This is a genomic window from Azotobacter armeniacus, assembly GCF_054779355.1.
Genome location: NZ_BAAGYK010000028.1, coordinates 1 through 16368, shown reverse-complemented (window position 1 = coordinate 16368; position 16368 = coordinate 1). Strand labels below are relative to the sequence as shown.

The 16368-nt window shown below is 58.2% G+C and carries 11 protein-coding genes; 9 read left to right on the top strand and 2 right to left on the bottom strand.

Annotation, left to right across the window (positions count from 1 at the left end):
* Window positions 1-941: 941 nt before the first annotated feature.
* From ACYVD0_RS06005 to ACYVD0_RS05990, 4 genes are all read left to right on the top strand, one after another.
* On the top strand, window positions 942-1223 hold the full coding sequence (locus ACYVD0_RS06005; RefSeq protein ID WP_460425968.1) for a hypothetical protein: 282 nt from the start codon (window positions 942-944) through the stop codon (window positions 1221-1223).
* A gap of 126 nt (window positions 1224-1349) precedes the next feature.
* Window positions 1350-2531 (top strand): MFS transporter, encoded by a 1182-nt coding sequence (locus tag ACYVD0_RS06000; protein WP_460425967.1) that lies wholly within the window; start codon window positions 1350-1352, stop codon window positions 2529-2531.
* Between the two features lie 597 nt (window positions 2532-3128).
* The gene (locus tag ACYVD0_RS05995) at window positions 3129-3875 is read left to right on the top strand and encodes a hypothetical protein (RefSeq protein WP_460425966.1); all 747 of its coding nucleotides are present in this window, start codon (window positions 3129-3131) and stop codon (window positions 3873-3875) included.
* A gap of 83 nt (window positions 3876-3958) precedes the next feature.
* Entirely contained in the window at window positions 3959-4894 is a 936-nt protein-coding gene (locus tag ACYVD0_RS05990; RefSeq protein ID WP_460425969.1) for an endonuclease, read from the top strand.
* A 3-nt stretch (window positions 4895-4897) separates the two neighbouring features.
* Here ACYVD0_RS05990 and ACYVD0_RS05985 read toward each other — a convergent pair whose 3' ends face one another.
* Window positions 4898-5896, bottom strand: a complete 999-nt coding sequence (locus ACYVD0_RS05985) for a DEAD/DEAH box helicase (protein ID WP_460425965.1) — start codon at window positions 5894-5896, stop codon at window positions 4898-4900.
* A gap of 98 nt (window positions 5897-5994) precedes the next feature.
* Between ACYVD0_RS05985 and ACYVD0_RS05980 the strand changes: the two genes are divergently transcribed.
* From ACYVD0_RS05980 to ACYVD0_RS05960, 5 genes are read left to right on the top strand one after another with little or no spacing between them, the layout of a single operon-like run.
* Window positions 5995-6147 (top strand): hypothetical protein, encoded by a 153-nt coding sequence (locus tag ACYVD0_RS05980; RefSeq protein ID WP_460425964.1) that lies wholly within the window; start codon window positions 5995-5997, stop codon window positions 6145-6147.
* Window positions 6148-6169: 22 nt separating this feature from the next.
* Complete coding sequence (locus tag ACYVD0_RS05975; RefSeq protein ID WP_460425963.1) at window positions 6170-9286, top strand: anti-phage-associated DUF499 domain-containing protein; 3117 nt, start codon at window positions 6170-6172, stop codon at window positions 9284-9286.
* Window positions 9287-9322: 36 nt separating this feature from the next.
* Window positions 9323-9940, top strand: coding sequence for an anti-phage-associated DUF3780 domain-containing protein (locus ACYVD0_RS05970; protein WP_460425962.1), 618 nt, complete (start codon window positions 9323-9325; stop codon window positions 9938-9940).
* 11 nt (window positions 9941-9951) lie between these two features.
* The gene (locus tag ACYVD0_RS05965) at window positions 9952-12990 is read left to right on the top strand and encodes an anti-phage-associated DUF1156 domain-containing protein (RefSeq protein ID WP_460425961.1); all 3039 of its coding nucleotides are present in this window, start codon (window positions 9952-9954) and stop codon (window positions 12988-12990) included.
* An 11-nt stretch (window positions 12991-13001) separates the two neighbouring features.
* On the top strand, window positions 13002-15734 hold the full coding sequence (locus ACYVD0_RS05960; RefSeq protein WP_460425960.1) for a phospholipase D-like domain-containing anti-phage protein: 2733 nt from the start codon (window positions 13002-13004) through the stop codon (window positions 15732-15734).
* A 7-nt stretch (window positions 15735-15741) separates the two neighbouring features.
* On the opposite strand, the gene ACYVD0_RS05955 is transcribed toward ACYVD0_RS05960, so the two are convergent.
* On the bottom strand, window positions 15742-16368 hold a 627-nt coding region (locus ACYVD0_RS05955; RefSeq protein ID WP_460425959.1), incomplete at its 5' end, for an MBL fold metallo-hydrolase.

Below are 16368 nucleotides of genomic sequence, written 5' to 3'. Positions count from 1 at the left end.
ACTGATTAGCTCATCCAAACCCGGCAATGCCCCCGTCGAAATTGCTGAAGGCCAGTAACCACGCGGCTTTCACTGATTGGCAGGGCCGTTTTCACTGATTGGCGCCATGACAGCTGAAAACGCTGATTTCCCTATATGTAAGTGAGCCACCAGACTTACATAATTAGTTTATGTGTAGTCCGCTACTTTGGCCGATTTTGTGTCGCGAAGCGGGTCGGAGACCACTGTGTCGCGCAGCGGAAATTTGCTCGGCGTCGGGGCACTCGGAATGGTCATCCCCAGGGGCGGAGCGATGGTCTGGCAGCGGGATTTTTGCCTGGCGGAAGGGGCCTGATTCGAGAGGAGAAAATCCGCTGGGCGATCAGGTTGAGCTGCGGGGGAAGTCCATCGGATCGAACGGGGAAGGTGAAAGAGAGGCCGAGCGGGTCAGTGGGCGCCGATCGTTTGTCGGGCATCAGGGGCAGCCGAGGGATACCCTGGCAGGCTGCTCGGAGGTGAGCCAGGGCGGTGGGTGGTCGGCGAGAGGCTGGTGGTAGCTCGAGCGGGTGATCGAGTGGGTGGCCCCCCAGCGAAGCGAATGGCTCAGGTGCAGGGGCACCGATCAGCAGGTGGTACCCAGGTGAGCATGATGGGCAATGGGGGGTGAGGGACGCCCAGGTAGGCTGTTCGGAGGCGGGCCAGGGAGGTTGATCTTGCTGGCGCCTCATGGGGCCTTTGCAGGCTGGTTAGCTCTGCTATCGTGCGTGGCGGTGCTTGGCATGTTGCCAGGTGAAGCAGGGACAGCACGGCCCATGTACAGCGGGCTGGCCGGCCCAACTCCAGACTTATCGAAGGAGAGCTCCAATATGGAATTCCGAGAAGTGGCACCCGGCAGACTCTGGCCCCCGATAATTCCCGAGGGAACTGCATACGGTTGTTCGCAAATCGCACCAGGTAAACTCATGGAGTTGTTCAAGATAAAACCGGAGGGAATTTTTTGTGCTGGGGCTAATTACGCCTGGAGCGATTTGGGTTCCATATCCACTATCAATGACACGATCTGGATTCACAGCGAAAAATATTCGTCTGGGGGTTTGCGCTTCAAGGAGCATCCCTTTTACCTGATCGATCCTTTTGGCGAGCGCTTCGATTATATCCATGGCTACCGGGCGGCCTGGTGTTTGGTGAACCGGGTAATATATGAGCAGCAGCTTGCTGAGAGTGGCAAGGATGTTTTGGTGTGAAAGTGTGTCGCGAAGTAGAGAGTTGCACAAGTAAATATCGAGCAGTTCTTCATAATAAGCAAGATACGGCCAGAAGCAGTCGCCCGAAGAGAAATACGCGCTTGTTTTGAATAGGGATATAAATTAATGGATAGCACTGCCTTGACTAAAAGCTCATATTGGACGTGTATTGCCTGCTCCACAGTTCTCATGATGAGCACAAACGTAGCGTCTGGCGTATACCCTCTCTATAAGTCTCTTCATGTTCTAACCTCTTTTCAAATTACTGAGGTTTTTGCAGCGTATATTGGCGGTTTGATTCCAACCTTGCTTGTTTCCTCATGGTTATCGGCAAAGTATGGGTTGCGCACTATTGTCATTTTCGCTTTGATCTTTGCAATATTGGGAACCGCAATCATAGGATTTGGCGGGACCTTTGTTTATTTTTTGCTTGGTAGAATTTTACAAGGAGTGGCGGTTGGCATATCGACCGGTAATTTGGCAGCCGCTATCGTTCGACTTGAACCCAGCGGTAATCATCATCGTGCTGCGCTTGCGACCGGTCTTGCAATGACACTTGGTGGAGGAACAGCACCAGTCATCGGTGCGGCCATAGCTCAATACATTACTGAACCTACTCTGACCCCCTATTTGTTGATCATCATATTCTTGGCTCTGTTATTACTACCAAGCTTTACTCTACTCAAGTTCAAGCAGCATGCATCAACAATCACTTGGCCTCGAGTTCCAGAACCAGTCCGAGAAGCATTCGTGACATCTGCGATCGCTGCGTTCCTTGCGTGGTCAGTTACAGCAATGTTTCTGTCTGTTGTTCCTGTTGTTATTGCTAGTCACCTGCAGAATAGTAGCCTTGTGGCCCCTGCTACTGCTGCCGGAGTTATTCTCATCGTTTCGGGAATCACACAAGTATTTGCAATGCGGGCTCACCCACAAACTGCATTGCAGAGTGGATACTGCATTCTTGCTGTCGCGGCTGTACTGCTTATTCTTGGCGAGGTATCTGAGGAGCTTGCCGTCATCTTACTTAGTTCGGTAGTCGGCGGTATTGGCCACGGGCTGACATTTCTTGGTGCGACTCGCATTCTAAATGCAGCAATTAGTAGTCTTGAAGCACGTACTGAAGTTCTTGCCGCATACAACGTGGCTATCTATCTTGGTGTTGGAGTGCCAGCTCTTTGTGTCGGTGCATTGTCAACTGCCATATCAGCTTCCTTAGCAGTTTGTGCTTTCGGATGCTTCGTCATAGTTTTAGCCCTGTTCGGCTTAATCAAGTTTCGTACTAATGCTGTCCAGCAGAGCGTGCAATGAGCAGCTAAATTATGATCAGCGTTATCAACGTAGAGGTGAGAGCTTCTGATAGCTAACCTTTACAGGTTGCAGAAAATCGGGAGTTTTGGTGTATGCGTAGGATGAGTATTAATTTTCCATCCATCAGCTCGATGATGTTTTATCCCCAGCCGTGGTGAATAAGGCTGTGGAAAACACGGCCGGCCTCTCGCGTGATGCGCGCCAGCATGGGGTGGTCAAAAACTGACCAGAGCGCAGGGGGATCGCAAATTTGCGAGGGAGGGCCGGCGAGTTCTGCCTCGAGCGGTGTGCCTTCTGCCCCCCTAAGCGCTCAAGCCTGTAGCCAGCTCGCCGGGCAGTAGTGAAGGCGCTACAGGCCATCTCCTTCCCCTATGGCCAAGCGCAACTGGTGGGCTTCCTGGCGGCTTGTTGAATTGGTCCCTCGTTGTCGGTTCACCTCGTTGCGCTTGCGTGCACCACTGGAGGCCGGGATGGCGCTCGAACCAGGTGGTGCACGAGCAGCCTCTTTTCCGGCCACAAAAGCGCCGGAAAGCGACGCACAGCCCGCCAGAAACCCGGTAGCGTCAAAGTCTCCAAAACGGCACAGGAACCCTACGCATGCCCGCACCTATTCTCGCTTCGTCCATCGCAGTACTGCCCTTGCCGCTGTCGGTGAGTGACCATGCGGTTATGATTCCGGCCAGCAACTACGTATTGGGCGATAAGATTTTTTCTCTGGAATCGGCCTCCCGTTGCGAGGAGTTGATCGCCCCGCATTTCAAAAGCAAGCCCTATATGGCCGTCGTTCTCGCCAATGTGGATGATGTGATCCGTCTCGGCCAGAACGGAACCATCTTCCTGGCGGACTCCAAGTCCGCGCTCATGCGAGCGGCTTTGCGCTTCGACTTGCTGGGGGCTGAAGTGGTATGGGTGGAGCCCGAAAGTGAAGGGCAACGAGGATTACTCAAGGAGTGTGAATATCCAGAATTGGCCGATTATCGCGAATTGTTGAAATACCATGAACATTGGAGAGATGCCGACGAGGCATACTATCAATGCCATCTGAAGGCTGTCGGCGGCGGGCAATGGCAACTCCGAGGCATGCCAGCCATTAAAGGACGGGCTTGGAAATCTCCTTCTGCACCAGCCATCAGGAACTTCAATCTCAGCCAACGAGAAGTCGAGGATATCTTTTTGGCTCACATCTACGATTGGCTTCAAAGCGGCAATGAGGACGGTGAAAATGGTATAGGCCTAACTATTGATGACCCGGTCACCGGATATACCTTTCTCACGGAAATGTGGCGCTGTCTGGTAGAAGGGATGGGGCGACTTTTCCAATCGCATTATCGCGCCCGGTCTTGAGTGTCCGACAGCACTTCTGTATTCAACACTTCCAAGGAAAACCAGTGAAAAAGATTGTCCTGTTTTTCGCTTCAGTTATTGCTATGACTGGCCAGCATGTTCTGGCCGACACCCCGGAGTCGTTCGAGAAAGCAAAGATCTCCCTGCGCGAGAAGGTCTACTTCGACCGGCAAACTTCCGATGTCGGGGACCTGTATTGCGGTTGCCGGTGGACATGGATGGGGCGCTCCGGCGGCCGGCTCGACCTGAAGTCTTGTGGCTACGAAGTCCGGACCGACAGCAACCGAGCCCAACGCATCGAGTGGGAGCACATCGTTCCGGCCTGGGTGCTGGGCCACCAGCGGCAGTGTTGGCAAAAGGGCGGCCGGGAGAACTGCAAGACGAGCGATCCGGTGTTTCGCGTGATGGAGGCGGACATGCACAACCTGTCGCCCACGATTGGAGAAGTGAACGCAGACCGCAGCAACTACCGCTATGGCATGCTGCCCTCGACGCCGGCGCAGTATGGAGCCTGCCCAACCAGGACGGACTTCAAGCAGCGGGTGACCGAGCCCCGGGACGCGGTGAAGGGCCTGGTTGCCCGGGTGCAGTTCTACATGCACGACCGCTACGGGCTGTCGATGTCGCGCCAGCAGCAGCAACTGTTCATGGCCTGGAACCGGATGTACCCGGCCAGCGCCTGGGAGCGCGAGCGGGATCAGCGGATTGCGAAGGTCACGGGGTACCACAACCCGTTCGTGACGGGCGAGCGCACCTGGACGCTGGGGCACAAGCCAAGCCGGGAAGGTCTGGCCGGGCAGGGGCCGGCTACGCCAGCCCGCCGGCCGGTAGCGCAGCCGATGCAGGTTGCCGAGCAGGGCAACGGCGCCCCGGTGATCGGCAACAGCGCCAGCAAGGTCTACCACCTGCCGGTCGGCTGCCCGAGCTACGAGCAAGTGCAGGAAAAAAATCGTGTCTCGTTTGGCTCGGCGGCAGATGCCGAGGCCGCCGGGTTCCGCCGGGCCGGGAACTGTCGATAGGAGTTATGCCGCCGCTGGCGCTTTCTTCTGGAAGGCCAGCGGCGTGTCCGGTTTCCTGCCGTCGCGGCGGTCGACGAACTCCTGCATGATCACCAACACGGTCGAGTTGACGGCCAGCACCTGCATGGCCCGGGTGCAGGCCACGTAGAGCAGGTTCAACTCGTCCACCCAGGCCTCCGGGTCGTTGTCCGACTTGAAGGGCTCGAAGGAGAAGTCCTCGGCCAACTGTACTGCCTCCCACTCCAGCCCTTTGGCCCGGTGCGCCGTGCTCAGGGTGACGCTGGCCTCCAGCTCGTCGGTGACCGCGTTGCGGCGCAGCTTGGCGAATAGCTCCGGCAGATTCTTGCTGTACTGCTCGACGATCTTGACCGAGCGGGTCAACTCGGAGTCCTGGCTTTCGAAAGCGACCTCTTTGTAGAGGTCGTAGCTGGGATAATCCTGGAGGAGTTTTTTTCCCTTGATCCGGTCGGGCTTGTCCTTCGACAGGGCGTGCAGGTCTTCGAGATCCTGCAGGTTGTAGCCCTCGATACCGCCCACCCAGAAAATCTTCGCCCCGGTTTCGACCCAGGCCAGTGCCTCCTCGATGACGCCGACCACGGTGCGGCAGAGGATCGCCCGGTGTTCCAGGTCGGTGGGCAGGGTCTTGGCAATGCGCGTCTGCTGCCCAAGGCCTGCCAACTGCCGGCGCTCGCCCTTGAAGTGCAGCACCATGTTCGCGACATGGGCCGCTGCCGGCCCGAAGCGGAAGGACTGGGTGAGATAGTGCACCTCGGCGTCGGCCAGCCAGGGGGCATCAAGGGCGTCGACGGCTCCGCGGAAGCGGTACAGCATCTGGTGGCCATCGCCGCAGACGACGACGCCCATGCCGTAGGCGGCCTGCTGTGCCAGGAGGCCGGCGATCACCGGGTTAATGTCCTGGGCCTCGTCGCCCAGCACGATGTCGAAGCGGGTGGTTAGGCCGGCCCAGGGCCGGCGGGTAGCCTCGACATGCCAGTCTCCCAACCGCTCAGCTACCGATTAATCCCTCCATGCCTTAACATCACGTCACGTTACATATACTGGCCAGGTGCCTTATGTCGATAAAAACAAGCAATCGCATTGTGATCGAGGTTGACCCTGCTCAAAAGCAGCAGATCTATGCCGCTCTCAAGGCGCGTGGGCTGACTATGCGCGAGTGGTTTCTGCAGCAGGTAAGCCGTGAGCTTTCCATTCCGCAGCCCACCAACTTCTCCAGTCAGTCGAGCAACGATTAAGAAAACTCAGGGAGTCGAGCAGATGCTCAAGGCAGTCAAGCAAGCATGCACCTTCAACCCCATCATCCATGATTATCGGATGAGTGAAGGAATTGAGAACCTTTCAGCCCTAATCTCCGATGAGGGAGATGGTCACGAGTTCTTTGCACGAAACTACATCACATCAGGGATGGAGCAGCTGTTCCGTGAGGGGATGCTGCGGCTGGATGGCAAGTCTGACCAGGCGGTCTTCGAGCTGACCCAGGCAATGGGTGGCGGTAAGACCCACATGATGATCGCCCTAGGCCTGCTGGCTAAGCACCCGCATCTGCGTAGCGAGGTGCTGCCTGCCGATCTCTCCAAGCGGATCGAGGTTGGCGAGGTTCGAGTAGCGGCGTTCACTGGCCGTAACAATCCAGAGAATTACATCTGGGGCGAAATTGCTACCCAGCTGGGCGAGGAGGAAGCCATCAAGCCGTACTGGGTCAATGGCCCGCGTGCGGTCGACCAAGCTGGCTGGAAGAAGATCATCGGCGACAAGCCGACTCTGATCATGCTCGATGAGCTGCCGCCCTACCTTGAAAACGCCAGCACCACAGTCATCGGCGGCGGCACACTGGCCACAGTGACCACCTACACGCTCAGCTGCCTGATGAGCGCTGCCCTAGAGCTGCCCCGCTGCTGCATCGTGATCGCCAACCTGTCCGGCAGCTATGTGGCTCAAACCAAGGCGATTGCTGAGGCGATCTCCAACCTCCAGCAGGAAGCCCGCCGTCAGGCCAGCACCATCACCCCTGTTCAGCTCGCTGGCAACGAGATCTACGAGATCCTGAAGAAACGCCTGATCCTGGAAATGCCCGATGAATCGGTCATCAACGATGTCGCCGAGGAGTATGCCCAGCGCATCAAGGCCGCTGCTGATGGTGGATACATTGTGGCAACCAGCCTGGAGCAGGTCGCCCAACAGATCAGGGAAACCTATCCGTTCCACCCTTCGTTCAAGCATCTGGTCGCCTTGTTCAAAGAGAACGAGGGATTCCGACAGACACGAGGTCTGATGCAGTTCGCTGCGCGGTTGCTCAAGAGCGTCGTTGACCGCGAAACCGATGATGTCTTCCTGGTTGGGGCTCAGCACCTGCGCCTGAATGACGATGCCGTGCGTGAGGAGGTTGGTCGTATCGCCAACTCGCTGCGCCCAGCAATGGCTCATGACATCGCAGATGATGGCCAATCCATCGCCGAGGAGATCGATGCAAATCTAGGCAGCGATGCCGCTCTGCAGGTCGGCGCACTGCTGCTGGCTTCCTCGCTTTCTCGGGCTGTCGGTGGTCGGATTGGTCTTACCGAAGCCGAGATCATCGAGTTCCTGGCTGCTCCCAACCGCAAACCAGACGAGTTCAAGACCGCTCTGGAGAAGCTGCGCGAGCAGGCGTGGTATCTGCACCGCGAGGAGGAGCGTTTCTTCATCAAGGAAACGGAAAACCTCTCCCGTCAGATCGAGCGCAACGCACGCGACATTCCTCAGCCGAAGATCGATCAGGCCCTGATCAACAAGCTGACAGCGGTGCTCCAGCCGGTTACCAAACAAGCCTATCAGGATGTTCAGGTACTGCCGCGATTGGATGAGCTGAAGCTGAGCGGCCCGCGCGTCCTGATCGTGGTGCGACCAGATGGCAAACTGCCGCCGAGCGAGTTGGTCAACTTCTTCGAGTACCAGCAGGAGAAGAACAATTTCATGGTGCTGTCCGGTCAGGACAGCTACCTGGCCGATACGGTCGAGGATCGCCTCCGCGAGCTGTATGCCATCGAAGCCATCTGCAAACGCCTCAAGGATGGCGACAGCCTTTTCGAGGAGGCACGTGATCGTCTGGAAGATGCTCAGCAGCGCTTCAACAAAGCACTTTCCGGCGCCTACAACCGGATTTATTTCCCAGCCATCGATGAGATGACCGGCGATGCCCAGCTGATGCAGGCCACCATCGACAACGGCCTGAACATGGGCCAAGGCAGCAACTCTGCCGAACACCAGACTGAGCAGCTTCTTGCCAGCCCCCGTGCCAACTACAAGCTGATCCTCAACCTGTCGGAAGAGCTGGGCACCTACTGGGCGATGGCCGAGGAAGATCTCTGGCCGGCGAATGACCGTAGAACGCCATGGAAGGACGTGCTGATGCGCGCCAAGAGCAATCCGGCTTGGGCTTGGATGCCGGGTGGTAGCGGCATGGAGACCCTCAAGACAGAGGCCCTGAAGCAAGGCCGCTGGCGACAAGGGACTGATGGGTACATCGAGAAAGGACCGTTCCCGGCAGAAAAGACCGCTGTGAACGTGACCATGCATGCGACGAACGACGCGACAGGGGAAACCACTCTCGCCCTGATTCCTCGTAATGCCGGCCAAAGCCCGGTGGTTCATTACGCTCTGACCGCCAAGGTCAGTCCCAGTGATCCGAAAGTCGAAGATCTGGATAACTTCACCACCGACGCAGCCACCCTGTACTTCCTGGCCGTGGACAGCGAAGGCAAGCACGAAACCGGCGAGTCACAGCGCTGGGTGGCCGAGCTCCGCGTTCGTCATCAGGTGCAGGCTATCGCCGACAAGCGCATGGTCACCCTGTCCTGTATACCAGCGGCCGACATGCGTTACACCCTGGATGGCTCCAACCCGAAGGATGGGGAGCTGTACGGCGGCCCCTTCGAGGTTGGCTCGCAAGCAGCACGCCTGATGGTCTATGCCTGCTCGGGGGAGGCTACTCGGACCGCCGATTTCCAGATCCCGGCTGCTAACGACAAACAGGTTCAGATCGACGACGCCAAGCCGGCGAAGCTGGCCGAGAACAAGAAGGTGTCGCTCGACAGCACCGAAAAAGTGTTTGGCGTACTCAACACCTTCAAAAGCTCGCAGGCCACCTTCAAGGGGGTTCGTATCCAGATTGGTGAAGGTGAGAACACCGTGAGCATCAATTTTGTCGAGCGTGAGGTCACGGCTTCCGTGATCGAAGCAGCCATCAACGGACTGCGTAAGGCGCTGGGTAACGAGCAAGAAGCCGTTACCGTACAGATTCGCAGCGGAGCAGCCTTTGAGAATGGCTTTGCTGCTAAGGAGTTCGCCAAGCTCAGCGGCGTAGAGCTGCGTCCTGGCGATGTGATTCAGGAAGAATGACCCATGGCCCACGCACTACGTATAGAGGAGTCAGGCATGGCTCGTTCCCCCAGCAAGACTGCAAGTGGGGCCAAGAAAACCAGGGCGCCAGAGCGCCCAACCATCGGCTTTGGCGTACCTGCCATCACTGATCCACACCACTTCCTGGTGGAGGTACCAAAGAGTTCGACGGGCGCAGTTCGCATCATCGAAAGCCTCGGACTGCAGGCTCAGGGGCTAGAAACCAGCATCATCGAACGTGTGGTGCTAGAGCGCTCGCGCTGGACGGCGATCCGCAGCGAGGTGCAGCGTGCCTTCAATCTGCGCCTCAAGGAACACAATCTGCGCGTCAGTGCCTGGAAGGTGGGTGATAACCCTGTAGATCGCCTGCTCGGTAAAGAGCTGTGTGTGCTGGCCTGGGCCGTCGAGGGCATGGCTCCCGAGAACATTCCGATTGCCGTACGCAACTGGCTGGCTTTGCGCCCTGAAGAGCGCTGGTGGCTGTTCGGTATGACGGCCATGAGCACCGGCGGCGTGCATGACAGCAGCAAGGGTTGGCGTCTGGCCCTTCGCCATGCGCTGGGCGACGTTGCCCACAGTGAACTGTTCAAGCCACAGGCTGTGAAAGCACGCAAACAAGATACCGAGCGTCCGACGCTGGGCCTGTTCGATTAAGGAAGACCGAAATGACTTCAATGAATACCGTGCAGCTGGTGCCATTTGCTCTGAAAGATGCCCCGGCGCTGATCGAGACTGTGTTTCCGGCGCAGAAGGTGTCGTTTGAGGCACAGCAAGAGCGGACTTCGGTACAAAGCCAGACACTGACAGGCTTGGGCTCTTACTGGAAAGGTCGCAAACCACTGATCCTGGTGCGCGCCATTGTACTGGCCAGCCTGTTGCCACCTACTGACGATGCGCAGGCCGATCTCGCCCTTTTCGAAAAGCTCATGGCCTTCGACGATGAAGGCTTGGCACGCCGCGCTCTGGTTGGCAACACCGTGTCTACTGCAGAGATTGCCACCCGCATCCAACTTGATGAGCCATGGCGCTATTTCAAGGCAACGATCAAGCGAAGTGATGTCACTGGTGGTGATGTTCGCTGGATGCGTTTCCCGCTGGATGCGAATGCCGAGGGCATCACTCTGCGTTGGCAGCGCAGCCTCAGCGATGACAGCAAGCTGGTTATCTATCGCAAGCTGCTGGCTACTTGCACTAGCTATGAGCAAAAAGCCAGTCTGGGCAAGCGCCCAGAGGAGTTGGATCAAGCATGGCTCTACGCGCCGGTGTGGCCAGCGGTCAATCGACACTATGCCCACTTGGGCATAAACGTGAAGTCCTTACCCGAGCTGGTGGAGCAGCTGGGCATCCTCCGCTACGGCCATCGGCCACGCGTCGGCGACACCTTCTCTGGTGGAGGCTCGATACCGTTCGAGGCGGCACGCATCGGATGCGACGCCTACGCCTCCGATCTTAACCCCGTCGCCTGCATGCTGACTTGGGGGGGCGCAGAAATCATCGGAGCTCCCAGCACTCGGCGTGAAGAGATTTCGCAGGCCCAGTCTGCTTTGGCGAAGGCTGTTGATCAGCGTATCACCGAGATTGGCATCGAACACGATGCCGATGGGAATCGGGCCAAGGCTTACCTCTGGTGCCTTGAGGCGCGTTGCCCAGAGACCGGGTGGATGGTGCCGCTGTCCCCAACCTGGATAGTTTCCAAGACGCGCAATGCCATCGCCCTTTTGAAGCCTGATTCAAAGAAAAAGCGGTTCGACATCGAAATTATCTCAGGTGCATCTAAGGTAGAGATGAAGGCCGCAGAGAATGGCACAGTGCAAGACGGCAATATGGTGTATGCCCTGGACGGCAAGACCTATCGCACGCCCATCAAGACACTACGCGGTGACTTTCGGAACGCCGACGGCACGGCGGGCAATAAGTTGCGCCGCTGGGAAAAGCATGAGTTCAAGCCGCTCCCGGACGACATCTTTCAGGAGCGCTTGTACGCGATTCAGTGGATCAGCAAGAAAACGCTGGATGCGGGCCGCCAGGACACCTGGTTTGCCGCCCCCACCGCCGCCGATCTGGCGCGAGAGCAGTACGTGGAGCAGTTTGTCGCTGATAACTTAAACAGCTGGCAGACCCTAGGCTTAGTGCCTGACATGGCGATTGAGCCGGGATACAACACAAACCAGCCTATTCGTGAGAGGGGTTGGACCCACTGGCATCATATGTTCAGCCCCCGGCAGATTTTCGTAGCAGCCTTGGTGCATGAGCAAATTCTGCGGATGCCTGCTGATGTTCAACCAGCACTGTGCCTTTCGCTGGCCAAGATGCTGGATTGGTCGAGCAAGTTGTGCCGTTATGGCACCGGGGCGGCTCGCGAGTCGATTACGCAGACTTTTTACAACCAGGCATACAACACTAACTTCTTCTACGGCGTTCGCTCGTTCGTAACCGGGAAGAACTATCTGTTTCTCACTGATGCCTTGAGTAGCATCGCAGGGAATCTGACCGTAAAGAACAAGGAAGCAGCCGCGCTTCAGCAGGACGCCGAATTCTGGATAACCGACCCGCCCTATGCTGATGCGGTGAACTATCACGAAATCGCTGAGTTCTTTATCGCCTGGCTGCGAAAGAGCCCACCTAAACCTTTCGATGATTGGGTGTGGGATTCTCGCCGGGCGTTGACCATCAGAGGTTCTGATGAAGACTTTCGGCGCGGCATGGTTGCCGCCTACAAGGCGATGGGCGCGCACATGCCCGAAAACGGTATGCAGTGCGTGATGTTCACCCACCAGAGCACCGAGGTCTGGTCGGACATGGTGGGCATCTTCTGGGCAGCTGGCCTTCAGGTCGTGGCGGCCTGGTACATTGCCACCGAGACATCCTCCGAGCTGAAAAAAGGAGGCTACGTGCAAGGCACCGTCACCCTGATGCTGCGCAAGCGTCCGGCCGGTGAAAAGGTAGGCTTCAAGCAACGCATTCTGCCAGCTGTACGAAAGGAGGTGGATGCGCAGATCAACCAGATGATGCACATCAACGATGAGACCAAGGCGCGCATGGGCGAGCCAGTGTTCAATGATGCTGATCTGCAAATGGCCGGCTATGCTGCTGCTCTGAAAGTCCTGACCGCCTACACCAAGATCGGCGAGATCGATGTCACCACCTTCGCCTTGCGACCCCGCGTCAGAGGTGAGGTCACTGTGGTGGACGAGATTGTCCAGCAAGCCTCTGAAGCAGCCAACAGTTTGTTGGTCCCTGAAGGGGTAGCTCTGGATACTTGGCAAGCCATCGGCGGCATCCAGCGCTTCTATCTGCGCATGCTGGACATGGAGTCGGTCGGCGCCTCGAAGCTGGATAACTATCAGAACTTCGCCAAGGCCTTCCGTGTGGAGGACTACACCAGGGTTATGGCCAGCATGACCGCCAATGGTGCGCGACTGAAGCAGGCCGACGAGTTCACCTCCCGTGAGCTGACCGAAAGTACCGAAATTGGCCCGACCTGGCTGGGGCTCCTGATCATCGCCATCCAGCAGCTGCTGGCTGAAGTCGAACCGCAGTCCGTGGTGAAGACGCTGATGGAAGATCTGCCTGACTACTTCGAGATCCGTCCAAAGCTGGTCGGCCTGGCTCGCTTCCTGGAGAGTAAATCCAGCAGTGCAGCGGTACGGTCGGCAGCGGAAGTGCTGGCTTCGCGCATGCACACCCAGCGTCTGGACTCCTGAGAGGTCGGGTTATGACGATCACCCGCATGTCCTCGCGCACCCATGCGCTGGATCAGAGTTTCTTGGCCGAACACCTCAAGGGGGCCACGCGCTATCGACGCATCGCCGGCTACTTCACCAGTTCGCTGTTTGAGGTCGCCGGAGAGCTGATCGAGCAGATCCCCGAGGTGCAGATTGTCTGCAACGCCGACATTCAGGCCGAGGACTTGCGGGTGGCTCAGGTGTGTGAAGCCAAGCTACTGGGCAAGCTGAACGAGCGCTCGGTTGAGGCCGAGTCGTTGCTGAATCGTGAACGCTACCAGCGGTTGGCTGCATTTCTGGAGAAGCGTGGCCAAGTTATCCGGGTCGCGCCGGACAGCGCTTGTGGCTTCGTGCATGGCAAGGCTGGCGTGATCGATCTGGCCGATGGTCGCAAGCTGGGCTTCATTGGATCAATGAACGAGACCAGCAGCGGCTGGCAGAGTCACTACGAGATCCTATGGTCCGACGACTCTCCTGAGGGGGTCGCATGGATTGAGGCTGAGTTCGAGTACCTGTGGAATGCCGCCAAGCCTTTACCTGATGCCGTGTGCCGAGAGATTACCAGGCGCAGTCACCGCCATGAGGTGTCCATCGAGGAAGTGGTAGAGCCTGAACAGATCGCACCTGCCGCTCTGATCGAATCACCGTTGTATCGCGAGGGCTTCTCTCTCCAGCCCTGGCAGCAAGGCTTCGTCACCGAGTGCCTGAAGCATTACCAGGAGTATGGTGTTGTCCGGCTGCTGTTGGCTGATGAGGTCGGTCTGGGAAAAACGCTATCCATGGGCACGGCCGCTCTCGCCTTGAGCCTGCTGGCTGAGCAGAAAGGGCGCAGTAAGCCCGTCATCATCTTCGCGCCGGCAACGCTCTGCGAGCAGTGGCAGACTGAGATGATGGACAAGCTGGGGGTGCCCTGTGCTCGGTGGCAAACCCAGCAGAAGGTCTGGCTCGATGAGCAGGGGCGAGCGATCTCCCCTGAAGGTGCAGAGCACGTTGCAAGCTGCCCACTCAGGATCGGCATTATCTCCACGGGGCTCATGCTGCGAGACTCACTGGAAAAGGAGCATCTGCTCGGACTTCGCGGGGGCTTCGGCTTAGTCATACTTGACGAGGCCCACAAGGCACGCACTCGCCAGGGAATGGGCAAGGATGCGGGTACACCAAACGAGTTGTTGGCATTCATCCGCGACATTGCTGCCCGTTCGGATCACGTCCTTCTGGGTACGGCCACGCCGATCCAGACCCGCAGGGAGGATCTGTGGGACTTGGTGCGTGTTCTACACCAGGGCAAAGGCAATTTCGTATTGGGTGGGGACTTTTCCGAATGGCATAGGCCCAAAGGCATCATCCCGATCCTGTCTGGAGAGGAGGATGTGACGGATGTGGGGTATGCCTGGCATCTGCTTCGTGCGCCCTTGCCGACAGTCAACTCTACTCAAGACGGCCAAGCTCGCCGGCTGTACAGCATGATTCGCCAGGATCTTGGGTTACAGCAGAACGATTGGCTTGGGAGCTCGTTCTCCGATGTGAGCGAGGATGCCCGTGAGGTTCTGGAGGATGCGCTGGAGCGTCGTGTCGCTGGGGCCAGTTTCTTCCAGCGTGAGAACCCCTTTGTACGCCATGTGGTGCTGCGTAAGCGGACCACGTTGGAGAAGGAGGGGCTCCTGAAAGCTATCGGCGTGGACGTTCATCCTGATGCTGGGCTGGTCAAGGATGTACATCGATTTCATGCGCTCTTCGAGGGGTTGGCTCTGCGCTCCAGCGAAGATTTCCGGGAGGCTTACAACCAGGCGCGTGGCTTCGGCAAGGCTCTGGCTCGTAGCGGGCGCGGCAGTGGTTTCATGAAGAACCTGATGGAGCAACGCATCTGTAGCAGTATCATCGCGGGCATCAATACCGCCACTAAGCTGCTGAGTGGTGAGACCATCACTGAGGAGAGCGACGAAGGCGAAGCTTCGGTGCAAGTCCAGAGCACTGACGAGCAACTGGCTCTAGAGCGGCTGCTGGATCGCCTGCAGCGAGTTAAAGAAGATCCGAAGCTGAAAGCGATCCTGCACTATCTGGACATCGAAGGTTGGCGTGACCTGGGCTGTATTATCTTCAGCCAATACTACGATACCGCCCGCTGGGTCGCGGAATCGCTCGCCGGTCGTTATCCAGACGAGGCCGTCGGCCTGTATGCCGGTGCCGGCCGGAGTCGGCTGTACCGCCAAGGCGACAGTGTGGCCATTGAGCGGGAAACCCTCAAGCGCATGGTCGCAGACCGCAAGCTCCGCCTGATGATCGCCACCGATGCAGCCTGCGAAGGCCTCAACCTGCAGACGCTGGGCACGCTGATCAACGTCGACCTGCCATGGAATCCGACCAAGCTCGAACAACGTATCGGCCGCATCAAGCGCTTCGGTCAGACCCGTGACAAGGTGGACATGCTCAATCTGGTCAACGAACAGACCGTGGATGAGAAGGTCTACGACCGCCTATCCGAGCGTATGAAGGACCGCTTCGATCTGTTTGGCTCGTTGCCGGATACGATCAAAGACGAGTGGATCGATGACATCGAACATCTCGGTGAGCTGATGGACCAGTACATCAATGCCCAGAAGCAGGAGACGGGCTTCGATCTGCGATACAACGCAACCCTACGTCCAACCGACAACGACTGGCGTAACTGCGCACAGGTCTTGTCGCGGCGGGATTTTGAAACACTGATGAGGAAGGGCTGGTGATTGTCGCTTAGTCCTGAACGGGGAACGTCGGCAGTCCGGCGTCCTGCTGCTCAGCACCCTGCCAGTCGGCCTTGGTCCCCCCACGCCACCACGGCTCCACCGCCTCGACCCGGGCCGGCTCGACCGGCTCGCCCAGGCGAGGCATCACCAGTCCCTCCGGGGCTTGCGCCAGCAGCACATCCGCTGGTTGGGACCTGGGGTGCATCGCCAGGTTGAAGGTGCCCCAGTGCACCGGCAGGAAACGCCCGCTGCCCAGTTGCGCCCAGGCCTTCAGGGCATTGTCCGGCCCCAGGTGAATATTCCCCCAGGCCGGATGGCAGGCACCGACCTCGAGCATCACCAGATCGAACGGCCCGAGCCGCTGGCCGATGTCGGCGAAGGCCGGCGACAGCCCGGTGTCGCCGCTGAAGAACACCGCATGCCGCTCGCCGCGCAGGGCGAAGGACGACCAGAGCGTCACGTTGCGATCGCGCAGCCCACGTCCGGAGTAGTGATGTGCTGGCGCGGCGGTGATCGCCAGGCCTCCCGGAAGCACGGTGCGTTCCCACCAGTCGAGCTCGACGATGCGCTCGGCCGGCACGCCCCAGGCCTCCAGATGCAGGCCGACGCCGAGCGAGGTGACGAAGGGCACCCG